The 25,056-nt window shown below is 35.7% G+C and carries 30 protein-coding genes and 1 riboswitch; of the genes, 9 read left to right on the top strand and 21 right to left on the bottom strand.

Features of this window, described 5'->3' with window-relative positions; genetic code table 11:
* Window position 1: 1 nt before the first annotated feature.
* The 7 genes from FJQ98_RS02870 to FJQ98_RS27100 all read right to left on the bottom strand — a co-directional run bounded on the left by FJQ98_RS02870 (window position 2) and on the right by FJQ98_RS27100 (window position 4,941).
* Entirely contained in the window at window positions 2-799 is a 798-nt protein-coding gene (locus FJQ98_RS02870) for a zinc-finger-containing protein (RefSeq protein WP_075807273.1), read from the bottom strand.
* A complete protein-coding gene (locus FJQ98_RS02865) occupies window positions 796-1,797 on the bottom strand; it encodes an AAA family ATPase (RefSeq protein ID WP_053595373.1) in 1,002 nt (333 codons plus the stop codon). The genes FJQ98_RS02870 and FJQ98_RS02865 overlap by 4 nt, the downstream gene beginning before the upstream one ends.
* Before the next feature lie 2 nt (window positions 1,798-1,799).
* Window positions 1,800-2,717, bottom strand: coding sequence for a YqaJ viral recombinase family protein (locus FJQ98_RS02860; RefSeq protein ID WP_053595372.1), 918 nt, complete (start codon window positions 2,715-2,717; stop codon window positions 1,800-1,802).
* Window positions 2,718-3,980, bottom strand: a complete 1,263-nt coding sequence (locus tag FJQ98_RS02855) for a helicase-related protein (protein ID WP_241774585.1) — start codon at window positions 3,978-3,980, stop codon at window positions 2,718-2,720.
* Window positions 3,922-4,218: a VRR-NUC domain-containing protein gene (locus FJQ98_RS02850; protein WP_053595371.1), complete on the bottom strand. Its 297-nt coding sequence runs from the start codon at window positions 4,216-4,218 to the stop codon at window positions 3,922-3,924. Before FJQ98_RS02850 ends, FJQ98_RS02855 begins: the two co-directional genes overlap by 59 nt.
* 230 nt (window positions 4,219-4,448) lie before the next feature.
* A complete protein-coding gene (locus FJQ98_RS02845) occupies window positions 4,449-4,673 on the bottom strand; it encodes a hypothetical protein (RefSeq protein ID WP_053595370.1) in 225 nt (74 codons plus the stop codon).
* Between the two features lie 10 nt (window positions 4,674-4,683).
* Window positions 4,684-4,941, bottom strand: a complete 258-nt coding sequence (locus FJQ98_RS27100) for an AbrB/MazE/SpoVT family DNA-binding domain-containing protein (RefSeq protein ID WP_053595369.1) — start codon at window positions 4,939-4,941, stop codon at window positions 4,684-4,686.
* Between the two features lie 63 nt (window positions 4,942-5,004).
* Here FJQ98_RS27100 and FJQ98_RS02835 point away from each other — a divergent pair, with 63 nt between their 5' ends.
* Complete coding sequence (locus tag FJQ98_RS02835) at window positions 5,005-5,292, top strand: hypothetical protein (RefSeq protein WP_053595368.1); 288 nt, start codon at window positions 5,005-5,007, stop codon at window positions 5,290-5,292.
* Window positions 5,293-5,438: 146 nt separating this feature from the next.
* Here FJQ98_RS02835 and FJQ98_RS02830 read toward each other — a convergent pair whose 3' ends face one another.
* From FJQ98_RS02830 to FJQ98_RS02815, 4 genes are read right to left on the bottom strand one after another with little or no spacing between them, the layout of a single operon-like run.
* The gene (locus tag FJQ98_RS02830) at window positions 5,439-5,708 is read right to left on the bottom strand and encodes a hypothetical protein (RefSeq protein ID WP_053595367.1); all 270 of its coding nucleotides are present in this window, start codon (window positions 5,706-5,708) and stop codon (window positions 5,439-5,441) included.
* On the bottom strand, window positions 5,705-5,941 hold the full coding sequence (locus FJQ98_RS02825; RefSeq protein ID WP_053595366.1) for a DUF6877 family protein: 237 nt from the start codon (window positions 5,939-5,941) through the stop codon (window positions 5,705-5,707). The genes FJQ98_RS02830 and FJQ98_RS02825 overlap by 4 nt, the downstream gene beginning before the upstream one ends.
* Window positions 5,931-6,122 (bottom strand): hypothetical protein, encoded by a 192-nt coding sequence (locus tag FJQ98_RS02820; RefSeq protein ID WP_053595365.1) that lies wholly within the window; start codon window positions 6,120-6,122, stop codon window positions 5,931-5,933. The genes FJQ98_RS02825 and FJQ98_RS02820 overlap by 11 nt, the downstream gene beginning before the upstream one ends.
* 25 nt (window positions 6,123-6,147) lie before the next feature.
* A complete protein-coding gene (locus FJQ98_RS02815) occupies window positions 6,148-6,330 on the bottom strand; it encodes a helix-turn-helix domain-containing protein (protein ID WP_053595364.1) in 183 nt (60 codons plus the stop codon).
* Between the two features lie 346 nt (window positions 6,331-6,676).
* On the opposite strand from FJQ98_RS02815, the gene FJQ98_RS02810 reads away from it, so the two are divergent.
* The 4 genes from FJQ98_RS02810 to FJQ98_RS02795 all read left to right on the top strand — a co-directional run bounded on the left by FJQ98_RS02810 (window position 6,677) and on the right by FJQ98_RS02795 (window position 10,138).
* Window positions 6,677-7,108, top strand: coding sequence for a helix-turn-helix domain-containing protein (locus FJQ98_RS02810; RefSeq protein WP_053595363.1), 432 nt, complete (start codon window positions 6,677-6,679; stop codon window positions 7,106-7,108).
* A 17-nt stretch (window positions 7,109-7,125) separates the two neighbouring features.
* Window positions 7,126-7,572: an ImmA/IrrE family metallo-endopeptidase gene (locus tag FJQ98_RS02805; RefSeq protein ID WP_053595362.1), complete on the top strand. Its 447-nt coding sequence runs from the start codon at window positions 7,126-7,128 to the stop codon at window positions 7,570-7,572.
* 82 nt (window positions 7,573-7,654) lie between these two features.
* On the top strand, window positions 7,655-8,836 hold the full coding sequence (locus FJQ98_RS02800) for a tyrosine-type recombinase/integrase (RefSeq protein ID WP_053595361.1): 1,182 nt from the start codon (window positions 7,655-7,657) through the stop codon (window positions 8,834-8,836).
* A 132-nt stretch (window positions 8,837-8,968) separates the two neighbouring features.
* A complete protein-coding gene (locus FJQ98_RS02795) occupies window positions 8,969-10,138 on the top strand; it encodes a pyridoxal phosphate-dependent aminotransferase (RefSeq protein ID WP_053595360.1) in 1,170 nt (389 codons plus the stop codon).
* Between the two features lie 130 nt (window positions 10,139-10,268).
* On the opposite strand, the gene FJQ98_RS26615 is transcribed toward FJQ98_RS02795, so the two are convergent.
* Window positions 10,269-10,412 (bottom strand): hypothetical protein, encoded by a 144-nt coding sequence (locus FJQ98_RS26615; protein ID WP_241774584.1) that lies wholly within the window; start codon window positions 10,410-10,412, stop codon window positions 10,269-10,271.
* Window positions 10,413-10,533: 121 nt separating this feature from the next.
* Window positions 10,534-10,639, top strand: a riboswitch (SAM riboswitch).
* 87 nt (window positions 10,640-10,726) lie between these two features.
* Between FJQ98_RS26615 and FJQ98_RS02785 the strand changes: the two genes are divergently transcribed.
* The 4 genes from FJQ98_RS02785 (at window position 10,727) to FJQ98_RS02770 (ending at window position 14,512) form a co-directional block, all read left to right on the top strand.
* A complete protein-coding gene (locus FJQ98_RS02785) occupies window positions 10,727-11,560 on the top strand; it encodes a MetQ/NlpA family ABC transporter substrate-binding protein (protein ID WP_053595359.1) in 834 nt (277 codons plus the stop codon).
* Between the two features lie 103 nt (window positions 11,561-11,663).
* Window positions 11,664-12,689: a methionine ABC transporter ATP-binding protein gene (locus tag FJQ98_RS02780; protein WP_053595358.1), complete on the top strand. Its 1,026-nt coding sequence runs from the start codon at window positions 11,664-11,666 to the stop codon at window positions 12,687-12,689.
* The gene (locus FJQ98_RS02775; protein ID WP_053595357.1) at window positions 12,682-13,353 is read left to right on the top strand and encodes a methionine ABC transporter permease; all 672 of its coding nucleotides are present in this window, start codon (window positions 12,682-12,684) and stop codon (window positions 13,351-13,353) included. The genes FJQ98_RS02780 and FJQ98_RS02775 overlap by 8 nt, the downstream gene beginning before the upstream one ends.
* 13 nt (window positions 13,354-13,366) lie before the next feature.
* Complete coding sequence (locus tag FJQ98_RS02770; protein WP_053595356.1) at window positions 13,367-14,512, top strand: alpha-hydroxy acid oxidase; 1,146 nt, start codon at window positions 13,367-13,369, stop codon at window positions 14,510-14,512.
* A 420-nt stretch (window positions 14,513-14,932) separates the two neighbouring features.
* On the opposite strand, the gene FJQ98_RS02765 is transcribed toward FJQ98_RS02770, so the two are convergent.
* From FJQ98_RS02765 to FJQ98_RS02725, 9 genes are all read right to left on the bottom strand, one after another.
* On the bottom strand, window positions 14,933-15,562 hold the full coding sequence (locus FJQ98_RS02765; RefSeq protein WP_053595355.1) for a hypothetical protein: 630 nt from the start codon (window positions 15,560-15,562) through the stop codon (window positions 14,933-14,935).
* Window positions 15,544-16,410, bottom strand: a complete 867-nt coding sequence (locus FJQ98_RS02760) for an ABC transporter ATP-binding protein (RefSeq protein WP_053595354.1) — start codon at window positions 16,408-16,410, stop codon at window positions 15,544-15,546. The genes FJQ98_RS02765 and FJQ98_RS02760 overlap by 19 nt, the downstream gene beginning before the upstream one ends.
* Window positions 16,410-17,999, bottom strand: coding sequence for a hypothetical protein (locus tag FJQ98_RS02755; RefSeq protein WP_053595353.1), 1,590 nt, complete (start codon window positions 17,997-17,999; stop codon window positions 16,410-16,412). The genes FJQ98_RS02760 and FJQ98_RS02755 overlap by 1 nt, the downstream gene beginning before the upstream one ends.
* A 78-nt stretch (window positions 18,000-18,077) precedes the next feature.
* Window positions 18,078-18,455 carry a hypothetical protein gene (locus FJQ98_RS02750; RefSeq protein ID WP_053595352.1) on the bottom strand — a complete coding sequence of 126 codons (378 nt, stop codon included), beginning with the start codon at window positions 18,453-18,455 and terminating at the stop codon, window positions 18,078-18,080.
* Window positions 18,456-18,909: 454 nt separating this feature from the next.
* On the bottom strand, window positions 18,910-20,109 hold the full coding sequence (locus tag FJQ98_RS02745) for a glycine C-acetyltransferase (protein ID WP_198926897.1): 1,200 nt from the start codon (window positions 20,107-20,109) through the stop codon (window positions 18,910-18,912).
* Window positions 20,110-20,168: 59 nt separating this feature from the next.
* On the bottom strand, window positions 20,169-21,245 hold the full coding sequence (locus tag FJQ98_RS02740; protein ID WP_053595350.1) for a nucleotide kinase: 1,077 nt from the start codon (window positions 21,243-21,245) through the stop codon (window positions 20,169-20,171).
* A gap of 280 nt (window positions 21,246-21,525) precedes the next feature.
* Window positions 21,526-22,482: a hypothetical protein gene (locus FJQ98_RS02735; RefSeq protein ID WP_143114851.1), complete on the bottom strand. Its 957-nt coding sequence runs from the start codon at window positions 22,480-22,482 to the stop codon at window positions 21,526-21,528.
* A gap of 479 nt (window positions 22,483-22,961) precedes the next feature.
* A complete protein-coding gene (locus FJQ98_RS02730; RefSeq protein ID WP_053595348.1) occupies window positions 22,962-23,681 on the bottom strand; it encodes a LytR/AlgR family response regulator transcription factor in 720 nt (239 codons plus the stop codon).
* A gap of 1 nt (window position 23,682) precedes the next feature.
* Window positions 23,683-24,981: a sensor histidine kinase gene (locus FJQ98_RS02725; protein ID WP_201406616.1), complete on the bottom strand. Its 1,299-nt coding sequence runs from the start codon at window positions 24,979-24,981 to the stop codon at window positions 23,683-23,685.
* Window positions 24,982-25,056 lie beyond the last annotated feature (75 nt).

The raw sequence follows: 25,056 nt of genomic DNA, 5'->3' as shown, positions 1-25,056 counted from the left end.
ATTAGAATGGCTCCGGTTGACTTAATGAAAAGTTAACAAATGTACCATTTTTAGATTTAGAATGCTTAATATCCATTTCACATTGGGTACCTAGTGCTTCTTTAAATGCATTGACTAAATCTGTCTCAGGTGAACCGAATACAGATGGATCCAATTCAATATCAAGCGCCGATGCACATTTCATCGTTTGTTTTAATGCACGCTCCATCATTTTTTCGGTGAAGAAGATCATTCCAAAATGTTTACGATTTTCATAACCTTCATTTAAAATTTCAAGGTCTAGTTGTAACCATTCTGTACCTTTATCATTTACACGCCATTGTACCTCTGAAAGTACAACATCATAACCACCTTCCGGTAATGCCTCATAATCATCTACCGGTGATGTTTTAGGATCAAATCCCTCTGCTAATAATTTTTGAGCCATAGCTGCTAAGTTACTCATATTCTTTGTCTCCTTTGGTAATAGTGATAATAATTTTTTACATTGTTCTTTATCAAACATACCGATATGTGCCATTTCTCGTGTTAATCCCATCATATCGGCTAACTGTTCATAAGCTTTTGAACGACTTACTTTTCCAAACTTCCACCGTACATCAAATCGTGCATGACACAATTTACGTAGTTCTCTCAATTCAGCGTTTGCCATTGTGCCAAGTGGTGTTTTACCCCGCCCATGCGTACCTACCCTAGCATCACATGGTCTACATACATATAAGTTGGTACGATAATTCGTACCATAAAAATCCTTTGAACTGATAAACTCAGCCGGTTCATGACAATATGGACAAATCATTTAGTGCGTGGAGCTCTTGGTGCTCTTGGTGCACCTGGTTTTGCTGTACGCGGTGCTTTTACAGTTGTATTTGGTTCATTAGCTGGCGGTGGGTTGTCCTTCACGTATTCTTCAATGTTAGGATCAACACTATTTGATTCATTTTCTTCTGATGAAACAACATCCTTATCTTTTTCAGTTACTACAGTAGCAATAGAACCATCTTCTAGTTCAACCGACACTTCTTCAGCAATTTCGGTTAATGTTTTCTTTTCTTCTACAGGCTCAGCTAGCTCCTCAACCTTACTCTCTGTTTGCGGTACTGCAGCAGAACCTTTATCGAAAGCACCAATTACAGAATCTAAGATTTTTAAGATACGCTCGTCCTCAATCCAATCACGTTGATAATTTTTACGGCGATCCACTACGCGGCGAAGATATTTTTTACCGATTTTTTGACACATGATGTTTAGGTCACAGTTGCCATTTACTACGTTTAAATCTTTATCCCCTAAAGATGGAATTGGCTTTTCAATAGTACCTTCAAGCTTTGTTGCATAGCGTGAGATATAAATAACATTCATCGGCAAGGCTTTAAGACGTACCACAATAGAAGTAATGAAGGTTTTACGTAAGCCCCATCCTTTTCCGTATGGAACATCCCCAACATAATCAACACCATTTTCTTCACAGATGGCTTGTTCAATTAGTGTGATTAAGTCATCGACTACATCGATAACAACAGTTTCAAAGCCGTGACCGCCTTTTTCAAGGTCCTTAATGAGTCCTAACATTTGTTCAACTACAGATACCTTAATTTCCCCAGTCTTTGGATCGCGCTCATTTTTCAAGTCTACTGACGGTGTTTCAATTTGTGCTGCGTTACCATCTGTATTAAAAATAACTGGATTAGGATATTCACTCGCAAGATACGATTTCCCATTCATTGTTGGTCCCCAGATGAAATAATTACGTGGTGTTTCAATAGTTTTCTTTGGTTTATTTGGTGGTAGTGCCATGGCTATTTAGCCTCCTTCTTAGGTTTGATTAGTACATATCCAGCACGATTGCTTGTTTTTTCTTCGATGATTTTTTTCGCAATGCGTGGATGCGCTTCTTTAAAAGCCGCAATATCAATTACTTCTTTTGTAGAAGTCGTTGGTAATACTGCTGTAATAGTTAGCCTGTCTGTTTCAAAAGATTTCACTTTTTGATCTATCATAAGTCCATAAAGTTTTTGTTTCATATCCTTGTATTCAGCCTCTAGACTTTTAAGATTAAAAATTTCGTTTTCTAATCTCTCTACCTGTTGCGCTACAATAGCAATCTCATTTTGTTCTTTTAAGGTAATAGAATAAAATTCAGCCTCTGTCATTTCATGATGTTGTTTCAATGCCTCACAACGTTTCCAGAACAACTCAATGGTTTGTAAAATCTCATTTATTTGCGACTCGTCACGATGGACCACTTCAATTTTCAAACGCTCTGGATCAAATTCAGCATCAAAGTTTTCTGGACGTTCATAGAGTGCTAACCAAGCTGCAGGTAAATTAAATTCATTCATATACAGTTGCATTTGAACTTTATAAACATCCATCGTTGGCTTTTTACCATGTGTTTTAATTTCAAGTAATAATGATTCGTCATAATCAGCGCCGTCACAGTTACCACGGATACGACTCTCTTTATTAATAACTGTATCCGGTCGAAAGTTTGTTTCGTTGATTACATTAATGTAGTCGCGAATTTGCGGCTCCATTGTTTGGCCATATACTGTGTATTCATTTCCTTCAAACACGGTTGGTACTATGCCAGTCTTTTCTTTCGCAAGCTCAAATTGTGATTTGTATTTGCTTAGACCTAAAATTATTGGAACATCCGAACCGCCTACAAAAATTCGGCGGTTTTCAGTGACGTTTTTATCATCTGTTTGGAACATTTATTTTTCCCCCTCCATATACTTCACAAATAATTCGTCTGTGAAGTCCTTCTTTGTTTTTAAGGCTCCGTATATTAATTCCTCAATCGTATCTTTGGTAATGAAATGATAGACTGTAACTTTTTTATCCTGGCCATTTCGATATGCTCGACCTAATGACTGCTCGTAATCTTGCAAGCTATAAGTTGGCGTGTAGAAAATAACAAGGTTCGCATACTGTAATTCAATCCCTGCAGCACCAGCCTGATATTGAACAAGCGTTACACTTCCCTTTAACTTGGACCATCGATTGCGTGCTGGTAACTCTGATTTTTGACCACTAACCTCAAACACTTTTTTCTTCAACTTTGCCATTAATGAAAGTAATGCTTCTTTTTCAGCCTTGAAATTATAGAAAATAATAATGTTTTCATTGGTACCCTCTGCGAGCATTTCGATATATTCAAGCTTGTTCTTTTGATTGGCGTAGAATCGCAATCCTTGCGCTAGTTTTGGATAAGTATCAAAGACAACCTTCTCACCATCTATCTCTAAAATGCGGTCTTTCTTTAGCTTCAAATACTCCGTGGATCGCTTGAAAAATACATCTTCCACAATCATTGGTGGAAGGTCCAGACAATCATCTTTGGAAAGCTTCACACTAAATGATTGGTACATTTGCTTGAGCTTATTTTCACGTGTCCATCCAACAACCTTATTCACTCGCCTTTTACCAAGATATAAGGTGTCGAATACGCCAAATTCACGTTCAAATTGTGTTTTACTTTGAGCCAAATTAAACATGATAAAATAATTAATCGTATCTACCCATCCATTACTTGATGGTGTGGCGGATAAAAGAAGAAAATACGTACTTGCTTTAACTAAGTTTTTAGCAGCCTTACCACGCTGTGATGTGGATGTTTTTACATAGTGGCATTCATCGAAAATAACGAACCAACCTTTATAATTCTTCCAATCACTAGCAATCTTGCCGTAACTTAATAGGTCATAATTTATTTCAATACCGTAATAATTAACAACCGTTTGAATATCTCTATCCCATCCACCTTCTTTAATTTTTTGTGGTGGTGCCACAATCAAAAGAGGTTCACCGTTGTTATGAAGCAAATAATGATGAATAGATAAGATTGTTTTACCGGTACCTGTATCAAGTGCATAGAGCCAATTAGGTTTAGCAGCTTTTAATACTTCCTTTTGATACTCATATAACATGGAATCGGTCAAGATTAATTCGGACATCTTCGACACTGTATGCGACAAATGCTATACCTCCTGCAGCTTGAATTTTTTCGATATTGTATTTTTGGAGCTCACTCACAACGCCACCTGGTCGTTTCACTTCAATTCCAATAAACTTTCCATTGATACAAGCCAGGATGTCAGGTACTCCCGACTTTTGAAACATGTCACCGTGTACTTTCATCCACCAATAACCTTGCGAGTCGAGCCATTTCTTTATTTGATTTTCAATTGTTTTTTCGAGTGGTTTTCTCGTCATACTAGGAAACAACCTCCCGATTTGATATACTGATTTCAGATATTTATTTTGACTAGAGCCTAAACCGTTGCACCGGTAATAGGCTCTTATTTTTTGGCCATCACTATAGTTCCTCGTTGCCATTCGGTCACAAATTCATGAAACTCCCAACCTTGGTTTACTAGATTGTTAGCTACAAAATAATCGCCCAGGACTTCTAAAAGACAATCGTTCATGTTTTTCACCTACTTTCAAGCTGTTAAAGATAATTCTTGAATATCAGCAAAACACACATATTTATCGCGCTTATTACCGACATCAATATAAATACCTCTCGAAGTGATACGTGTTAATTCACCATGCCAACATCCTCCGCTGTCACCTTTAGAGTTCCAACTACAACGTACATGATCACCAACGAAAATTTTGTCGCTACCAGCGCTTTGGACATGAAATTCACCTGTGTATTTATTCATTCATCTTCACCTACCGAATTAATTTAATTGCACGATCAATTGTCTCGAGCACATTTGGATTTTTAGCACCTGCAGCCATCTTTTTCAGCGAAGCAACAACCTCATCTTTCTCTGTATTTGGTTGATATTTTTGTAGAATGATTTGATCCTTATCGATAAATATTTCCAATGCATCTTTTACATCAATACCTAGTGTGCGACGTAGCTCAATTGGAAGAACTACACGTCCTAAATCATCGACTTTACGAACAATACCTGTTGATTTCATTTGATTTCTTCCTCCTTATATTTCCTTTCTGTTAAACTATTGGTAGAAAGGATGGTGATTGAAATGTTTGAAATTAAAAATCCTAGTAAGAAAATAAAGTCCATTTTAGAAGAATTAGGACATAACTATGAAATTAAAGTGATTGACGCTGAACAGTGTATTTACCGTAACTTACAGAATGGCTATGATATTGAAGTTAGCGGACTCAACAATCAAAAGCAGTCGATTGAAGCTAACATTTACGTATGGGACTGTAATAAAGGCTCCAGAATTGTTGATAGAGTTCAAAACGTAACATCACTAGATGAGTTAAAAGAAAAATTAGAAGAATTAAGTATCAAGTATTCTTAATTCGATACGTTTTTAATAACAAAATTAGCTCTTGGCGTGTTAAGCTCTTACACTCTATTAATTTCTCAGCTTCTGCCAAGAGCTCTTTGTCAATGACTTCAATCCTGCGATACAATGTTTCCTGTTTTTCGTGGTTGTCCTCCACACTACTCACCCCAATCCACTGTGAAGCCAGTTACGCCATTGTTATTAAAAATTGTATAGCCAGCTTTCTTTAACTCTGCTGAAAAAACTCCTAGCATACGTGGTTCGTCACCTTGATAAATGTAAGCAAATTTACAGCTACCTTGTTCTGCTTTTGATTCAATGCCTTTAACTAAGTCTGTGAAATATTCGCTTGCTAACGCATCCTTCTTGAATTTTTCAATTGCTTCATTTGAAACTTTTTTCATTTCATCTGCAGGTTGAAGCTTCATCCTTTTTCACCTCCTTTCAATGCCTGGTAAACCTTCTGAGCATAAGCAACTTGTTGCTTAATGTATGGATCTGTTTCTTTCCCACCACTTGCGAGCCAGTCACCTATGCGCTGTTTGACATCAGATAGAACGCTTAACGGTAGTTCACAAGCAATCTGGTTCAGTTCATACAGTGGCGCAAAACTCTTTAATGTTTCACCAACTAATGCAACTGGCACCGGTTTAATGTTCATTTAGTTCACCACCTAACCATGAATCAATATCATCTAAATCGAAAAGTAAAACTCTTGGCGCTGGACGATTAAATGGAATACTATCAGTGCGCATTAAACCGTAAATTGTTGATTGTCCAATTGGACAATTGATAGATTCTAAGTAATCAACTAATGCTTGGACACCTCTAACTTTTCTCATTTCAAAATTCCCTTCCTACATACTCTTAAATATCTAAGATCTTACGAATGTGCTTTATATGCTCTTGTGCTTTTGGACCATCTTTACGTCCGCGAATTATGTCTGATAGATAAGCGTTTGAAATGCCGACCATTTCAGCCAATTCCTTTTGTCTCATCTTCTTTTTGAATAGTTCTGATCTAACTTGTGCTCCTAAATCTTCTGGCATAATGACACCTCATTTCTTTGAAAATTCATACCGTCATTGGCTCGGTACCACAGCGCTTTACTTATTTGGAAAAAATTAAGCTAATTTATTAGCTAATTGTATTGACTATTTTTAGTCTTTAATATAGAATACAGACATAGCTAAATAAGACTTATGAAAGCCTTTGAACTCAACACTTTAACCGTTCCCCAACGAAATAAACGTGTTTTTATAGGTTGTCTTTTATATTGCTTTTAGCTAATAACTTAGCTTATGAACACAGTATATTAGCTTTAGAACTAAAAGTCAATTTGTTTTTAGTTAAAAGATTAATTTATTGTGCTTGTAAGTCATGAGGATGGTTGATATGACTACATTTGATAGATTAAAAAAACTTTGCGAAGAACAGAAAATTTCTATTGTTGAATTAGAAGAAAAACTATATTTTGGCAGGAATTCTCTCTATGGTTGGAAAAAGAAAGTTCCAAATGGCGCTAACTTAGAGAAAGTAGCAGATTATTTCGATGTATCCGTAGACTACCTACTTGGTCGTACAGATAAAAAACGATACTTTGATCTAACTGAAAAAGATGAACAAGATATACAATTAGAACTTCAAAAAATGATTGCTGGTTTATCTGAAAGTGGCCATGCGGCATTTGACGGTAGAACTCTTGACGAATTAAGTGAAGAAGAGATTGAAGATAGAGAATTGTTATTATCAAGTTTAGAAAATTCGCTGAGACTTGCTAAACGTGTAGCAAAACAGAAATTCACCCCTAAAAAATATAGAGATTAATGGGAGTGTAGGATGCGATGTCAATAAAGTCAATTGTTAATCAGTTAGTTAAAAAACACGGTACAAATGATCCTTTCAAAATAGCAAAAAACATGGGAATACTAATTGTATTTGAACCGTTAGGTAATGCCTTAGGATATTACAGCAAGCATTTCAGAGTACCTATTATTCATATCAATCAAGATGCAGATAAAACTTCTCAGTTTTTTATTTGTGGCCATGAATTAGGGCATGCTATTCAACATCCAGATACAAATACTTCTTTTTTGAAAAAACATACTCTTTTTTCTACAGATAAATTAGAAATAGAAGCTAATACATTTGCAGTTGAATTGCTATTGCCTGACGATCTGTTTTTGGAGCAAAATAATTATTCATGTTTTACCATCTATGATGCAATTAAAGAAAAAGGTGTTCCGGTCGAACTATTATCTTTAAAAAACGTAGATGGTAAAAAAATTTAACTTTAAACAGAACATTTATTCTCATCAAAGGTGGTGATGCACAAATTTTCACCGTTCAGCTTATAAGAGAGGAGAATTACCAATGGCAAGTTATAGAGAGTTAGAACCTGCAAAGAATGGCAAACCACGTATCAAAATAACAGTTGAACTTGGATACGATGAAGAGACAGGTAAACGTATTAGAAAATATAAAACAGTAACATTAAATAGTCTTTCAGATCGTGCTATTAAAAAAGCCATTACAGAATATGAAATTGAAGTATCAAAATTGGATGTTATACAGATAACAGAAAGCATTACATTTATGGAGTTCCGTAATCGATGGTTAGACAATTATGTGAGACTTGATCTATCTCCTGCTACTAAATCACATTATGTACGTATTTTAAACACTGGAACATTTGATATGTTTGATAGTATGAAGATGAAAAAAATAAAGAAATTCCACATTGTCGAATATTTTTCCGAAGAAAAGAAAGAAGGACGTAAAAATTTAAGTAACAAATTTAGCATTTTAAAAAGTATCTTTGCAAAGGCAATTGAGTGGGAAATCATTAATGAAAATCCAATGAACGGAATAAAAGCTCCACATGTAGAACCTCGTCAAAGAGAGTTAGAGTTTTATGATTCTGAACATTTATCTCAAATGTTAGAAGCCATAAATAGTTTAAACCTTAAATATCGAGTAATTTATAAATTAGCTTGCTTAGTTGGTTTAAGGGAATCTGAAATAGCAGCTCTTAGACTAGAGAAAATTAACTTCGTTAATAACACTATATTAATCGATCAAGCTTTGAAATATGATACTGAGGAAAAATCAGAATTGATTTTAGGGCCAACTAAAAATAAAAAATCACGTATTGTAAATGTCCCTCAAAAGTTCATGGACGAAATTAAAGAACAAGTGAATGATCAAAAAAAATTAAAAATTAGATCAGGCAACGCATGGAAACCTATGAAGGATGATGATGGTAAAGACATCGATTTTTTAGTTACGTCACAACGTTTTTTAGGATACCCTATTGTACCTTCAGCAATAAGTAATACCTGGAGACGCCATTCGAAAAAACTTGAACTACCAAAGATAAATTTCCACGCTTTAAGACACTCTTGTGCATCTTACTTATTAAGTAATGACGCCAATTTTAAAATTATACAAGAGCAATTAGGTCATAGTGATGTTGGATTGACTATGAACACATATAGTCATTTGACTAAAGAAGATAAAAAAACTGCAATTGATTTATTTAATAAGATATTGTAATTTGGTCTCTTTTTGGTCGCCTGTGGTTTTTAGCGAATTTCAAACCCTTTGTAAATAAAGACTCTAGACAATTAGTAAAAAAAGTAATAGTATTTGCATCAATTATTAAATTCTGAAAAAGGTGAACATTTCATGGAATTCTCAAAAAAACTACAGCAACTCCCGACTCAATTTTTTGCAGCATTGGTCCAAAAAGTGAATACTGCTTTAGCAGAAGGGCGCGATGTTATCAATCTCGGTCAAGGCAATCCAGATCAGCCCACTCCTCAACACATTATAAAAGCATTACAGGAGGCAGCTGAAAATCCTCAAAATCATAAATATTCTCCATTCCGTGGCATAGCAGAATTACGTCAAGCAGCCGCAGACTTCTACAAACGTGAATACAACGTTGACATCGACCCTGAAACAGAGATCGCTATTCTTGGTGGTACGAAAATCGGACTTGTCGAGCTACCGTTAGCCGTTTTAAATCCTGGCGATACAATGCTTTTGCCTGATCCTGGCTATCCTGATTACTTATCAGGTGTTGTATTAGGTGATGTTAATTTTGAAGTCATGCCGCTTTTTGCAAAAAATAATTTTCTGCCTGATTATCATGCTTTATCCGATGACGTAAAAGAAAAGGCTAAGCTTCTTTATTTAAATTACCCGAATAACCCAACTGGCGGCACTGCAACACTTGAATTTTTCGAGGAAACAGTGCGCTTTGCTAAAGAGCACAACATTATCGTCTCACATGATTTCGCTTACGGAGCAATTGGATTTGACGGCAATAAACCTAATAGCTTCCTGCAAGCAGAAGGTGCCAAAGAGGTCGGCATCGAAATGTATACTTTATCTAAAACGTATAATATGGCAGGCTGGCGCATTGGTTTTGCAGTTGGTAACGCTGATATTATTGCGGCTATTAATCTTATTCAAGATCATCTATTTTGTAGTCAATTCCCTGCTGTGCAACAAGCAGCAGCGGTTGCCCTTACAGCATCTCAGAATTGCGCGGATGAGCTAAGAGCGACTTATGAGCGTCGACGAAATGTTCTGATCGAGGAAGCACAGCGAATTGGTTGGCAAGTAACCGCACCGAAGGGCTCTTTCTTTGCATGGCTCCCTGTTCCATTAGGTTATACAAGCGAGCAGTTTGCTGATGTATTACTCGACAAAGCTGATATCGCAGTAGCGGCAGGTAATGGTTTCGGTGAATATGGTGAAGGCTATGTGCGGGTCGGTTTACTTGTTAGTGAAGAACGCTTACGCGAAGCGATCAGTAGAATTGAAAAATTAAACTTATTTAACGCATAAGTATTTGATTTCCCTCTATCCAAAAACTGTCCCATTAGCTCACACTTGCTATGGGACAGTTTTTTCATCTCATTATCTTCCTTGGTAGCTCTAGCCCTTCTTCTAGCGGATAACATTGGACATGCCCCGTTTACTGTCGAATATGCTGAATCCCCTGTACTTCTGCTAGAACAACATCAGCTGTGATAACAACATTCCGCCGGACACAACACCCTAATAGTGCACTAATAATCCTTCCAAATGAACCCACACCATAGTTGACTCTCACTGACATTCCAAGCCTTCTTCCTTGATGAAATATTATAATAAAATAAAAAATTTCAAAAATTCCATTGACTTACCATAACCAATAATTTATATTAGTTCTATCGGATTTACAAAAAAATATTATAAATCTCTTATCAAGAGTAGCTGAGGGACTGGCCCTATGAAGCTCGGCAACCTCCTTTTTTTAAGGAAGGTGCTAAATCCTGCAAACGATCATCGTTTGATAGATAAGAGAGGACGTTTTTTCATGAGCCTCTCTTAGTTTATAAGAGAGTTTTTTTTATTTTTAACTACCGATAAAACAACATTGGAGGTTTTCTCATGAAAAAGAAAAACAAATTTTTACTAGGTTTAGCGAGTCTCACATTGGTAGCAGCATTAGTAGGCTGCGGTACTAAAGAAGACAGTAAAGATAGTCAAGATAAGGCTATTAATGAAAATAAAATTGTAGTGGGTGTGACTTCTGGTCCACACGAACAAATTACAGAGATTGTTGCAAAAGTTGCCAAAGAAAATGGCTTAGAGGTTGAACTAAAAACGTTCTCTGATTATGTTTTACCAAATACATCGTTAGCCGAGGGTGATCTTGATGTAAACAGCTATCAACACAAGCCATTCCTCGACGCATTTAACAAAGATCACAAAACAGATTTAGTGCCAGTAGGAAAAACAATTTTAAATCCTATGGGCTTATACTCTGAGAAATATAAATCATTCGATGAGATTCCTGATGGTGCAACATTCGGATTACCAAATGATCCAACAAACGGGGCTCGTGCTCTATTTGTCCTTCAAGAAGCAGGCATCATTAAATTAAAAGAAGGTGCAGACTTAACAGCATCTATTCGCGATGTGGAAGAAAACAAAAAGAATTTCAAATTCATTGAATTGGAGGCTGCACAAATTCCTAAGCAGCTTAGTGAAGTAGATGTGGCAGCTATTAATACGAACTTTGCTCTTGATGCTGGCATTAATCCTAAAAAAGATTCCATCCTTTTAGAATCTACTGACTCTCCTTATGTGAATTACATTGCAGTCCGTGCTGAAAACGAAGATGACCCAACGATCAAAAAATTCGTTGAAGCTTATCAATCTGATGAAGTACGCAAATTTATTGAAGAAGAATTCAAGGGTTCTGTTATTCCGGGCTGGTAAGTGACGATTAAGGACCTTTCATACAATCGAGGATCTGCGAGACTTCTACGGAAAACTAGCAGATTCTTGCTTTAAGAAGGGCTTAGAAAGGAGATATCACAGTATGATTCAATTAGAAAATATAACAAAAGAATTTAAAACTAAAAAAGGTATCGTCAAAGCAGTAGATGGTATTAACTTGCATGTCAAAAAAGGTGAAATTCATGGAGTTATTGGCTACAGCGGTGCAGGAAAAAGTACTCTTATTCGCTGTGTTAATTTATTAGAGCGACCAACAACAGGAAAAGTATTGATCGACAATGTAGATATTACTTCCCTTTCTCTAAATGACCTTCGCAAAACACGTCAAAAAATCGGGATGATCTTCCAGCATTTTAATCTCTTGAAAACAGCGACTGTTTACAACAATATCGCGGTACCATTAAAGCTTCTAGGCTATAACGACTCTGAAGTGAAAAATCGCGTTGCACAATATGCAGAAATTGTTGGCTTAACAGAGAAATTAGATAGCTATCCTAGCCAGCTTTCAGGTGGTCAAAAGCAGCGGGTCGCTATTGCACGTGCCCTTGCCCAAGAGCCTGAGATTTTGCTCAGTGATGAAGCGACGAGTGCTCTCGATCCTGAAACAACTGACGCTATTCTTGAGCTTCTCTTGAAAATTAATCGTGAGCTCGGCATCACTATTTTACTCATTACACATGAAATGAATGTTATTCAAAAAATTTGCGATGATGTATCCGTTCTTGAATCAGGGAAGGTTGTAGAATATGGCTCTGCTATAGAACTATTTTCGAAGCCTCAGCATTTAACGACACGTAAGTTTTTAAATACCATTTCTCAACGCAATTTATCGCCTTCCCTTATCAAGCAATTAAATGTCTCAGGAAGTGTGATTCGTTTAACATTCCTTGGTGAAAGTACTGGGAAACCTTTACTTGCAGAAGTGAGCAAAGTTTATGATGTACAACCAAATATCTTAACAGCTAATATCATTGAATTAAAAAACGGCATTGTCGGTAATATTGTCGTGCATTTACACGGTGAGGCTCATGTCGTAGAAAAAGCACTCAATTATTTTACAGAAAACGGAGTAGCTGTTGAGGAATTAGGAGGCGAATTAAATGAATAGCATTCAAAGCTTCTTTGCAGACTGGTCAGATGTTATTGGAAAGTCTATTATCGAAACCTTCCAAATGGTCGGGATTTCATTATTCTTTTCTATTTTAATTGGGATTCCTTTAGGGCTTTTAATCGTTTTAACTCGCCCGGGGCAATCGTTTGAAAATAAATTTCTCTATCAATTTTCCAATTTATTTATTAATATTATTCGCTCGGTACCATTCATTATTTTGCTATTCTTCATTTTACCGTTCACGAAGCTAATCGTTGGCACAACTATTGGTGTAAAAGGTGTTATTGTGCCGCTTGTTGTTTATACAGCGCCTTATATTGCGCGACTTATGGAAACGGCACTTTTAGAAGTTGATCCAGGTGTTGTGGAAGCTTATACAGCAATGGGTATTAAACGTCGTCACATTATTTGGAACGTCTTATTACGCGAAGCACGCCCATCCATAATTTTAGGCTTAACAATTGCCACAATAGGTCTTATTGGAGCAACGGCAATGGCAGGAATGGTTGGTGCTGGCGGTTTAGGTGATCTCGCATATCGTTACGGTCATTTACGCTATGAGGTCGATGTGATGTATGCGACAGTGTTTATCTTAATCATCCTTGTTCAGATTATTCAATCAATAGGTAACCGCTTTGCTGCGAAACTAAAGAAAGATTAGTAGGAGGATGACGATGACAAAGACAACACATAGCGATCTACTGTTAAAAAATATAAATGCACAAGCCCCCTTCCCTATTTGCTTTGCAGATTTAGAAAAGGCAGTTGCAGAAAAAATGGAAGCTGGTCCGTTTGGTTACATCCGTTCAGGTGCTGGTGGTGAGCAAACATTACGAAATAACCGTGCAGCCTTTGAAAAATACTCAATTACTCCTCGCTTTTTACAGGATGTTTCAAGTATTGATACGTCGATTGAACTGTTCGGAAAAGTACATCCAACGCCGTTCTTATTTGCCCCTGTCGGCATGAACAAAATGGCGCATGACGAAGGAGAGCTTGCCGTTGCACGTGCAGCTGATCAGTTAAAAATTCCTTATATTCAAAGTACAGTTTCAAGCTATGCACTTGAGGATGTGGCACAAACAGCCCCCACTGCTACTAAATGGTTTCAATTATATTGGTCAACAAATGAGGAAATTGCCTATAGCATGGCCGCTCGAGCCGAGGCTGCTGGTTTTGAGGCAATTGTTTTAACTGTAGATACCGTCATGCTTGGCTGGCGTGAAGAAGATGTTCGCAATCAATTTTCACCTTTAAAACTTGGGTATGCACGAGGAAACTATATGAATGATCCTGTTTTTACTGCTTCCTTACCAGATGATTCATTCGAGTCATATGTACAGGGCGTTTTGCAAAATATTTTCCACCCGACATTAAATTGGGAGAATGTACGTGAATTAAAGCGCCGTTCTAATCTCCCTATATTACTGAAGGGAATCTTACATCCAGAAGACGCAAAGCTAGCTATAGAAAACGGCATTGACGGTATTATCGTATCAAACCATGGTGGTCGCCAATTGGATGGCGTAATTGGTTCACTTGATGCTCTTCCTAACATTGTGAAAGTTGTAAACGGACAAATCCCTGTTATTTTAGATAGCGGTGTGTATCGTGGTATGGATGCTCTTAAGGCACTCGCTTTAGGAGCAGATGCTGTTGCCATTGGTCGTCCCTTCGTCTACGGCCTTGCATTAGAAGGACAGCAAGGAGTCGAAAAAGTAATGACGAATTTATATGATGAATTAAAAGTTTCGATCGCACTAGCAGGGGCAACATCTATCAAGGGACTACGTGATATCACATTGCTGAAAGATGTTTAAAATGATATCGCTGTTATCTGAGCTAAGAGCAGTTTTGGAACAAATACAAAAAGACCAGGATCTCAGCAATGAAGTGAGTCCTGGTCTTTTCGCGAAAGTGAATCTTACTAATCATTTTTGCTCTTAGTTTTAGATTCTATTAATTAGTACAATTAAGTCTAATAAAGGTTACAGTAATAAAAAAAAATTAAATATTTATTTTAAAGTACTTAAAAATAATTCCTCAACTTATATTTTATAGGCATGGTTAAGATGCCTCAAACGTAGTTATAGCTCAATTATGCCGTGGCATAATTACGTCCGGAATCGACTTTGTGCTTTGGCCTACATGACTCGCTATCCTTCACTTTTAGCATGATACAAATAGAAAAGCAGAGACACTGATTCAACAGCATCTCTGCCTCTCTATTACGCAAAAGATTATAATGACCAGTGATACTTATTTCGATGCTTCAATAAATAGACACCCCACAAACTAAAACCAAGCGCTGCAATCCCTTGTACAATTATACAATCATAAAGTGAAATATCAGGATTAGCTCTACTCCATTGAAGTAAATAAAAATAACCTTGCCCTGTACCTGTTGTAAACATCCCATAAAATAAATAAGCTAAAGGAAGTGCAACACCCATTGCTACATTTTTAAAAAGTATAAGAAAAAACGCTGTTAAAATCATATAAAATAATGATGATATAAAAGCAGCCATTAACTCTACAAATGTATAATGATTCGTAAGTGTTAATGATACAACAAAAGCTGCTGCATAGATTATGCTTAATGTAATTGGTCGAACCCATCCAAAAATAAAGTTATGTAATGGGTAAGTTAATAGTAGTTCTTTAAGATGAATAGAGCCAATTTGGTATAATAACGCGATAATAGGCAAGATTAACAACGGAAATACTACAAATATTAATATATTATTCGGCAAATCCCCATCATATCCCTTGCTAAGAATAGCAAGCAACATTAGGATGATTGGCAATATCATAAGCTTGTACTGTATTTTCCATAAGAAGCGCCAAAAAATTATTTCTTGTTTAACCAAACCATGTATCCCTCCTCTAAGGTAGGATTAACAGGGGTAGCCTGTGGATGAATGGAATCCGATGCTATAAAGCGTAGGTCAACCACATCATCCATTCTTGAAGTTAGCGTGATAAGTATGTCTGTATTTTGTCGAACTTGCTCATATGTTGTTGAATCTATTTCTAAAGCCCAAACCTTCCCCTTGGCAAGATGAGTAACTTCTTGAATAGATGCATACTGCTCAATACTGCCATTTTTCATAAGCAGAACTTGGTCACATGTCATAGCAACATCTTCCGTAATATGCGTGGAAAGAATGACAAGTCGTTCTTTCCCTAATCGTTTAATTAAATTTCTAAAACGAATTCGCTCCTCAGGGTCTAAGCCGGCTGTAGGCTCATCGACAAGCAATACATCGGGGCTATGCAGAATGGCTTGTGCAATACCAAGTCTTTGTCGCATCCCACCAGAAAATGACTTAATCCGATCATCCACCCTCTCCTCTAAGTTAACCTCTCTTAAAATAGCAGGAATATCTGTAGCAAGCTGTTTTGTATCAAGCCCTCGAAGGACACCTAAATATTCCAAATATTCACGCGCTGTTAAGTTAGGAAACCCACCTATATGCTGTGGTAGATAGCCAATATGTTTACGTACCTTTTCCAAATCTTTCGACCAATCAAGCTCATTAAACATAATTGTGCCTGTATCAGCTTCATAATAAGTTGATAAGATACGCAAAAATGTAGTTTTACCAGCTCCATTTGGGCCCAATAAACCGACAATGCCTTTGTTTAATGATAGCGAGGTTGGCTGAAGCGCTTTCTTTTTTCCAAACTTTTTCGATAGTTCATGAATATTTAACATTATTGATTACCTTCCCCTCTATAAAAAGCATTGAAAATATCACTTGTTGAATAACTCTCAGGATTTATATAGGCTTCATCGGGATTCGCCTGAATGCCATTAAAAACAGGAGCATAATAAAGATGCGTTGGAAGCTTTTCTGAGACATTGTATTCTTGATTATTTTTTTGCATTACTTCATTGATAGTATGAGTCAAGGGATCAATTTGCTGTAATGATTTGTAGCTTGGATACGTTAAGTTATCTATTTTATCGAATTTACCCATTAAAATCGTAGGACCATAGGCTTTACCTACCCAATGATTTACAGTATTTTCATCTAAATTAGATAAAATTGGATGAGGCATTGGGGAATCCCAATACAGCTCATAGTCTTCCTTAACACCATGATGATATGGGTCTTGTGCTTCGGAAGGCAGCATTGGATACCAAGCAGATGTTGCAACTAGCTGAGCAGTTGTTGGTCCAATCGGGCTATAAGTACTTGTCTCAATCTCCATTTCTATTGTGCCATTACGTTCAGGTAGCTCTAATTGTACAAGCTGTCCCAAGCGCTTCATTTTTATTGGAGATGTACTCATTGTAACAGTGTTAATCTGAAAATCTTGCAACAATGCAAGCGTAATATGATCTGTATTAGACGTTATATCCATCGCTACTCTATATTTAAGGTCATGGTTATTTGCCCCATGTTTGAAATTAAAAGTATATTTATTAATTTGATACTCTTCAGAAACCGTTACACTTTGCTCCTCTGTTAGCGACAATGTTGTAGCCAAATCCAAGCTACCCTTTCCAGTAATATAGGGTACATACGGAGAAAAAATAGGTACTAACATCGAGACAGCTAAAAGACTAATGGAAAAGGTCTTTATTTTCAAATTTCGTTTATATCTTGTCCATAGATAAAGTGCAATTACAATAAGGAACATAAATATTCTTTGGATATAATATCCATTATTGATCACTAGGCTTTCTAAAAAGCTTACAGAATTTATTTCTATAATATTAGGGTCGCCATTGATTAGCCACCCTCCCCATTCACGCGGAAGAATCCCTACCATCGAATTGTAAGGCATTGTTAAAAACCATACACCAATGATCATTAAATAGCTATATATATTCGGGAGCCAACTATAAATAACATAACCAAGGATAATCGAATAGAAAAAGGGAATATACCAACAAAACAATGTATATGTAAACGATTCAAGCACACCGTCAACTGTGATACTTCGATGAACGATTCCTATATACCCCACTATCGCAAGATAAAAGACAATATAAATTAATAACGATAGGACAAGCCAATACAGCAATGTGCTACGATTATATTTTCGAAATAATGGAGTTACCGAAATGGTTTCATCAAGCTGTTGATTAATTTCTAGTCGTGCTCGCTCTGCACCATATATAAACAGTAATAATGTCATCACCATAATAAAATAAACCATCCCAGGAATAACGGTTAGATCTGTAATATTGGCTCGAGGTAAAAAAATAGCAACAATTATAAATAGAATAAAAATAGTAGGCCATATGGGTTGTCTTATTAATTGCAAAAATTCCATTTTCATTATTTTAAGCATAAATGAATTACCTCTACATTTTTGACATAAATTGGATTATGAACATCCTGAGTTAATCTGAAATTTCTAAGTATAAAATTAGTTAATTACTACACTTGTTCTAATACCAGCTGCGTAATCTCCTTTAGCTACAACATTGTACGCATTATTCGCATCTGCAACAAATGATACTGAAGCATTAGGAGATCCACTTGTGTTTGAAACAGATGAACTGCTCATCTTTTTATCTGGTAAAAAACGTCTGAACTCGTATAATTCACCAGTTCCTGATCCTGTACCTGCATATAAATTTGTATAATGCCAGCTAGTAGTACCATTCCCTTGAATAGATACACTTTCAGCACTACCAGATTTATTTGCTGGTTTGTCAGCTGTACCTGTTGCTGCCAAAGCACTGGTAGCAAAGATTGAAAATACTGCAATACTAGTCATAAAAATTCTACTATACTTTTTCATAAATTTATTAGCCCCCTAAAAGTTTTCAGTCAGTTACATAATCCAATCTATTAATACATTACCTTATTTACAATATTTTGTAAACAATTACTGATAATTACTTGGAAATTATATGGGTATAACTCAATGCCTCAATACCTCAATACCTCAATACCTCAATACCTCAATACCTCAATACCTCAATACCCTTATAATAACTAATATATATTTATTTATAAACATATATTGTTAATAATAGTAAAATTAACTTATATTTGAGTTTATTACTATTTCAAGATGTCAGCTTTCACTAATCGTCCTAACAAATACTTTTGAGCGGCTATTCTTCACTTTCCCTATTCTATCCATCACTTTCTTCTTTCTATTTTGTAAAAAGGCTTCCCTATCAACAAGGATAAATTTTACTCACTCTATCATGCAAAAAGGCTTCCCCATTTGTGAGGAAGCCTTTTTCTTATTGAATAACGCCTAGTTCACGGCCGACTTTTTCATAGATTGCTAGAGCGCCGTCCAGCATTTCTTTTGTATGCGCCGCTGTAGGCATGTTACGAACACGCCCTGTGCCTTTTGGAACCGTTGGGAAAACGATGGATTTAGCATAGACGCCTTCTTCAAATAGGCGACGTGAAAATTCCTGTGTAAGCTTTTCATCACCAATAATACATGGTGTAATTGGCGTTTCAGATGCACCAATATTGAAGCCTAGCTTAGCAAGACCCGCTTTTAGGTAATCGCCATTTTCCCAAAGCTTATCATGAAGCTCTGTTGAGTCAATCAACATTTGTACTGCCGCTGTAATCGCAGCAACATCACCTGGTGGTAATGCTGTTGAGAATAAAAATGGACGAGAACGCACTTTTAGCCAGTCAATTAAATTTTTCTTACCTGCTACATATCCACCAACAACACCAATTGCTTTAGAAAGTGTACCAATTTGGAAGTCAATTTCTTTTTCTAAACCGAAATGCTTCACAGTGCCTTTTCCTTTACCTGTTACCCCTGATCCGTGTGCATCATCGACATATGTTATTAAATCAAACTCTTTCGCAATCTCAACGATTTCTGGTAATTTTGCAATATCACCGTCCATTGAGAATACGCCATCAGTAATGACCATGACTTTATTGTATAAGCCTGATGCTTTTGCTTCCTTTGCCTTTGCACGTAAATCATCCATATCGGAGTGATTATAGGCAATAATTTTTGCACGTGATAAACGACAGCCATCAATAATCGATGCATGGTTTAATTGGTCTGAAAGAATCGCATCATTTTTATCCATAACAGCTGAAATAGCTGCCATATTACAGTTAAAACCTGATTGGTAAGAGATCGCTGCCTCTGTACCTTTAAATTCAGCAAGCTTTCCCTCTAATTTTACGTGTAAATCAAGTGTGCCATTAATCGTACGGACTGCTCCAGCACCCACACCGTATGTTTCAATTGTTTCTTTGGCAATACGCTTTAAATCTTCATTCGTTGCTAAGCCAAGATAGTTGTTTGAGGATAGATTAATTAGATGTTTGCCACGCACCTGAATAATGGGTCCGTTTGCTCCCTCTACTGGATCAATTTCATTGTATAAGCCTTGTTCATGTAAGTTTTGTAGGTTTTCATCTAAAAATGCATTCAATACTTTTGACAAGCGTATCATCCTTTCCTAGGAAAACTATTTCTAGCTCCTAGTGTAGCACAAGCATGTTATAAGAAAAATTACTTTGTTAATCTTTCGAATAGCGGGGCAGTTTTTTCTCGCCAAAGAGATGACGATGTACAATTATCTATTAATCGACGGACAGTATACTCCGCTTCCGCATAACGCTTCGAATACCCCATTGCATCCTGCATTGCTTCTTTATACTTTGCCCGAATATCTTCAATTTGAACTTCTGCTTCCTGTGAAATTGCGCAATGTTTCCCTATATCGAATATTTCATCTCCAAGTCTGCCGTCCTCTGGGTCAAAGATATGAGGCTCTGTACTATCAAAGATGCAGAAATTCAATTCCGGAATAATAACCATGTCAACAGAGTTTGCATCCAAGCCACACCAAATAATTTGTGCATCGAGCCCTCTCGCATTTGCTTCGTCTGCTAAATCTTTCATTAACGAAGATTTACCTGTACCCGGCTTTCCTTTGATCATCAATCTCCGAGATACATTTTTCGTTATACTATCTACAGTATTTTCGGCCCCCCTCGGTGTTAATGTTCCGAGTAAGCGATGCGTGCGTATACCTGTTTTGTTTAAGACAATCGATTGGAAAACATCTGTCTTTAAATTTTCAACCTGGTCATTTAATGCCTCCCAGTTCATACAGCTCTGTGTCACTACTTCCCAATCATCATGAATCTTTATAGCTTTAGTAAGCGACGAAATACACTTCTCACGCCATGACTCTCGTTCCGTCATCGTATTAGCGAGCTGTTCACCAACCTTTTCAAGCTGGATTTCTTCTAAGCAATCATAAAATGACATCACCCGATGCTTTGTGCCAAGAAAAGTCGGTTCAATCCCCCACTCCGATGACCATACAAATAATCGATTACAGCCTTGAACGTATACTGCCTCTACAACATCCTCCAGCAAAGCATGCTTAAACCACTCCACCGCAAAGCCCTGCTTCACATAAAAATACCCAAGCTCTTTAAGAAGCTCAGCTCCTTTAAACGTCGGTGCACCCTGCAAAATATAAACTAATTCTGCCTCATCCATCATTTCTTTATATAAATGTTTAATTCCTTGCCCAGTCAGTGCGTGTCCATAATAATAGGTCACATTTCCGTTCAATTTCGATCCCCCTTTATCTTATGCCTTGCATTATATGAAGCAACCTTTAAAAAAATGAAAAGCTACTTTTCTCCAAAACAGTTTTCCTCGGCAAGTTGTGATGCCAGTCGTTCTTCGTGCACTCTTTGCAATGAGCTACCGGCAATCGTATGATTCCCCCGTTTCTCTGCATGATTAGGGTCGGTTCGAACTATAAAGAATCAAAAAAAGCCAATGAGAGTAAGTGACTCACTGGCTTAATTAGAAAATAACTCAATATTTGTTGTGAAATATTGAGTTATTAGTTAAACGCATCATATACGTATTTATTTTTCGGATCAACACCGTACCAACCCCATGTAGCAGTATGTCCTTCTTTTGTTTTCGGGTCGTCAATCACAACTTCATAAACATGAAAAACATAATCGCCATGCTCATTGTCATACTCATATTCAACAAACAAATTAGGGTTATTAGGTAGCTGTAGTTTTTGTATTACTAGCTGTTTTGCTTGCTCTTTTGAAACTTTAGCATTTTGCGCTTGCTTTTGCGCTTCTTTTTTAGCATTTTCTTCTGCTATCTTCCGTTGCTTTTCTTCTTCTGCTTTCTTCTTTTTCTCTTCTTCCGCTTTATTTTGCTGCTCCACGATATATGCTTCTTTTTTATCAACTGTTTCTTTTGCTAAGTTAGTTGCTTGAACAAACAAATCTTTAAATAATTTGTAACTTGGATAATCCCCTTCTTGAGTAACAAGTGCGTTAAAAATAGTGTATGCTTCGTCAAACTTTTGCTGTTCTAGCAACACTTTCCCTTTGGAGATATTTGCCTCTAACTCTTCCTTTTGAGCGCTTTCCACATCTGTCTGTTTTACAATTTCTCTTGCTTGTTTTTTTGTACTCTCAATGATTTTTTTATTTACTTCTTCTTTAATTTTATAATCTATAATTTTTTCGGCATTATAATTACTTGCTTCAAATTTACCTTCCTTTTTAGCAATTAAGCTATCATTAAGGATCTTTGCAATCGATATTAATTCATCAATTTCCTTCGTATTTTTTTCTTGTTCAGCAATCTCAAAGAATTTTATTGCTTCACTGTAATTACCATTTTCAAGTTCTATTTTTCCCTTATCGAAGTTATCTGTATAAACTTTTGAAGTACATCCTACTAAAAAGATACATAAAATAAATAATGCTAGTTTCCTCAAATTAATTCCCCCTAAAACCCACAGCAAAGAAAAAGATATAAATTTTTCCAATATTACTAAATCAATTATATATAATAACCTACAAATTAAATACAAAATTTTTCATACGCGAACAGTAAGTTGGAAAAAGGAATACCCAAAACGAAGTCGAATTTTTAAGTTTGGAGGGAGATGTATGATAAAAAAAATTGGGACTGTTTTGTTTGCAATTGGTATAGTAATGATGGTTTATAGGTATGCCTTATTTATTGGAATATTCAACAAATGAATTTTTAAAGTATCCTTTATATTTAGGATTGTTAGTAACGGTTATATTTGCTCCTACTCCAACAAAAAGAAAGTAATGTTCTTGAATTACTGGATAGTATCTTAGTCGAGCATTCTTCACTCTGCCTAAATACTTCTTCCACTTAGAAAAGTACATTACGCTACACGAAAGCTATCGTGATATATCATTAATAGAGGGTGAAAAAAAATACAGCCTTCTCTTTTAGCAACATTCGCTAAAAAAGAAGGCTATGAACATGCCATTACTTCATTAAACCTTTAATAAGTCGGGCTGAGACATAACAAACTTCACCATTATCTAAAAAAATAATTCTTTCCTTAGAATCTATATTTTTAATTTTGCTTTTATTTACAATAGAAGATTTGTGACAACGATAAAAATCATCATATAAACCTTCATAATCTTTTAATCGACCGTAAAATTCAATATGTTCATTTTCTAAATGTAAAATAATTTTATGTGAGCCTGGGGAAGCTTCGAAAAAATAAACATTTTGAAAATCAATATTATGGGTACGCCCTGTTGTTTTAATTTGAAATTTTTGAATGTTATCTTGTTCCCCTATTTTTAAATAACGTCGATGCGCTTCTTTTAAAGTAGATAATAATTTATCTTTTAACGTATCTGGGTGATCTTTAATGATAAAATCTAACGCAGCCAGTTTATAAATAAATGTAAGATAACTCATTTCAGCATGTGTTGTAATATATACTAAGCTAGCAATAGGGTCTTTTTCTCGAATCTTACTACCTAATGCGATACCAGTAATTTCGTGATTTAAATCTATATCTAAAAAATAGCAATCCGCTTTATCATTTTCTAAAAATGATAGAACATCATCAGGATTTGTAGTGGCCAGCACAATTTCCATCCCATTATCTTCTATAATAGCGTAGTTTTCGATTGTTTTTTTTACACTTTCTAATTGAGCTAAATCATCTTCACAAATAATAATATCCATCTTATCTACTCCTTTGAAATTCGACTTCTTGAATAAAATAAGGGGGACTAATTTTCGTGTTCAAATTGACGTTATGTAAATCATTTGTTATTTGACGTAAATTAGCTAAGCCTAGACCTCGATTTTCTCCCTTTGTTGAAAAGCCTTCTTGATAAATTTCATGCACCTTAATAGATATTTTCTTATCAAATGTGTTACTCACAACTAATAAGACAATCTCGTCCATGCGGATAAACGCCATGCGGACTTCGCCATTTTCAACCCCTCGTGCAGCTTCAATTGCATTATCTAGTAAAATTCCAACCATACGATTTAAAAGAACTGGGTCTACATCAATATCTGTAACTTCCTCAACAATTTCAATGTAAAACAGTACATGATGTGATTGGGCTTGTAAAATTTTTGTAGTTACTAACCCTTTTAAACTATTTATTTTTAAGTTGTTTAGCATCATCATCGCTTGTTGATTTAGCTGTTCATGATGATTCGCTTCTAAAATATGATCATAGAAATATGTATGTAGACCTTCATAGTTTTTATCATCAATAAATGTCCGTAATGTAGATAAAATATTAATGTAGTCATGTTTGAATTTGCGCATATCCTGGTTAATTTGTTCAATAGATGCAACATATGATTCGAAGTTTTTCATTTCTTGTTCACGTTGCTTTATTTTATATTGTTTAAATGCTAAATATAGAACGACAAATAGACTAATTGAAAGTAATAGAAAATAAATTAAGAACATCGCTAAATTTTTTTGAACACTTTCATAGAAATTGTCATGGTCAATTGCCATGATATTGATGTACATAAAGATGACTGTAGCAATACCAAGGAATACCGAAATATATGAAACACTTTTAAATACCCAGCGTTCACTCAAAAATTTCACAACTCGTTTATAAAAAATGGCGAATACTATGGCAAATACTATTAAAAATAAGAAATAGCCGATTATAATTAGCTGTTCATTTCCTATTGCATTAAGTAAACGAAAAGCAATTATATACGATATGTTATCGCTAATTACTATAAAAATAAGCGCCATAAACACATGAAGAATGCTCATAATACATTTTGTTTCTCGATAAACCATAATTGCTAATATCAATACAAGGTATAAGATAGATATTGGTCCAATAAATAGAAATAATATAGCTGTTGGTAAAAACATAATAAGTATAATAAATAGAAATTGTTTTTTTGAAAAATTTAAGTCTAATACATATTTACAGAAAAATAGCATTATAAAATATTGAATAAAGACTAGTAAAATTTCAATTGTTAGATTTCCCATTTTGCACTCCTTAAACAATATTCACTACATAATCATTATACAATATCTTTTTTTGGAATTTTCTATTTTCTATTT

It is taken from the genome of Lysinibacillus agricola (assembly GCF_016638705.1).
GTDB classification, from domain to species: domain Bacteria; phylum Bacillota; class Bacilli; order Bacillales_A; family Planococcaceae; genus Lysinibacillus; species Lysinibacillus agricola.
The sequence above is the reverse complement of the archived record's forward strand: the minus strand, read 5'-3'. Positions and strand labels throughout refer to the sequence as shown.

Coding starts and splice junctions, on each gene's coding strand:
- FJQ98_RS02835 (WP_053595368.1), top strand. CDS start 5,005: ATGTTTGAAATTAAAAATCCTAGTAAGAAAATAAAGTCCATTTTAGAA.
- FJQ98_RS02795 (WP_053595360.1), top strand. CDS start 8,969: ATGGAATTCTCAAAAAAACTACAGCAACTCCCGACTCAATTTTTTGCA.
- FJQ98_RS02725 (WP_201406616.1), bottom strand. CDS start 24,981: ATGGGAAATCTAACAATTGAAATTTTACTAGTCTTTATTCAATATTTT.
- FJQ98_RS02820 (WP_053595365.1), bottom strand. CDS start 6,122: ATGAGAAAAGTTAGAGGTGTCCAAGCATTAGTTGATTACTTAGAATCT.
- FJQ98_RS02810 (WP_053595363.1), top strand. CDS start 6,677: ATGACTACATTTGATAGATTAAAAAAACTTTGCGAAGAACAGAAAATT.
- FJQ98_RS02815 (WP_053595364.1), bottom strand. CDS start 6,330: ATGCCAGAAGATTTAGGAGCACAAGTTAGATCAGAACTATTCAAAAAG.
- FJQ98_RS02830 (WP_053595367.1), bottom strand. CDS start 5,708: ATGAAGCTTCAACCTGCAGATGAAATGAAAAAAGTTTCAAATGAAGCA.
- FJQ98_RS02860 (WP_053595372.1), bottom strand. CDS start 2,717: ATGTTCCAAACAGATGATAAAAACGTCACTGAAAACCGCCGAATTTTT.
- FJQ98_RS02780 (WP_053595358.1), top strand. CDS start 11,664: ATGATTCAATTAGAAAATATAACAAAAGAATTTAAAACTAAAAAAGGT.
- FJQ98_RS02825 (WP_053595366.1), bottom strand. CDS start 5,941: ATGAACATTAAACCGGTGCCAGTTGCATTAGTTGGTGAAACATTAAAG.
- FJQ98_RS02760 (WP_053595354.1), bottom strand. CDS start 16,410: ATGTTAAATATTCATGAACTATCGAAAAAGTTTGGAAAAAAGAAAGCG.
- FJQ98_RS02805 (WP_053595362.1), top strand. CDS start 7,126: ATGTCAATAAAGTCAATTGTTAATCAGTTAGTTAAAAAACACGGTACA.
- FJQ98_RS02800 (WP_053595361.1), top strand. CDS start 7,655: ATGGCAAGTTATAGAGAGTTAGAACCTGCAAAGAATGGCAAACCACGT.
- FJQ98_RS02745 (WP_198926897.1), bottom strand. CDS start 20,109: ATGATACGCTTGTCAAAAGTATTGAATGCATTTTTAGATGAAAACCTA.
- FJQ98_RS02870 (WP_075807273.1), bottom strand. CDS start 799: ATGATTTGTCCATATTGTCATGAACCGGCTGAGTTTATCAGTTCAAAG.
- FJQ98_RS02750 (WP_053595352.1), bottom strand. CDS start 18,455: ATGAAAAAGTATAGTAGAATTTTTATGACTAGTATTGCAGTATTTTCA.
- FJQ98_RS02850 (WP_053595371.1), bottom strand. CDS start 4,218: ATGACGAGAAAACCACTCGAAAAAACAATTGAAAATCAAATAAAGAAA.
- FJQ98_RS02775 (WP_053595357.1), top strand. CDS start 12,682: ATGAATAGCATTCAAAGCTTCTTTGCAGACTGGTCAGATGTTATTGGA.
- FJQ98_RS27100 (WP_053595369.1), bottom strand. CDS start 4,941: ATGAAATCAACAGGTATTGTTCGTAAAGTCGATGATTTAGGACGTGTA.
- FJQ98_RS02770 (WP_053595356.1), top strand. CDS start 13,367: ATGACAAAGACAACACATAGCGATCTACTGTTAAAAAATATAAATGCA.
- FJQ98_RS02845 (WP_053595370.1), bottom strand. CDS start 4,673: ATGAATAAATACACAGGTGAATTTCATGTCCAAAGCGCTGGTAGCGAC.
- FJQ98_RS02865 (WP_053595373.1), bottom strand. CDS start 1,797: ATGGCACTACCACCAAATAAACCAAAGAAAACTATTGAAACACCACGT.
- FJQ98_RS26615 (WP_241774584.1), bottom strand. CDS start 10,412: ATGTCAGTGAGAGTCAACTATGGTGTGGGTTCATTTGGAAGGATTATT.
- FJQ98_RS02785 (WP_053595359.1), top strand. CDS start 10,727: ATGAAAAAGAAAAACAAATTTTTACTAGGTTTAGCGAGTCTCACATTG.
- FJQ98_RS02755 (WP_053595353.1), bottom strand. CDS start 17,999: ATGCTTAAAATAATGAAAATGGAATTTTTGCAATTAATAAGACAACCC.
- FJQ98_RS02730 (WP_053595348.1), bottom strand. CDS start 23,681: ATGGATATTATTATTTGTGAAGATGATTTAGCTCAATTAGAAAGTGTA.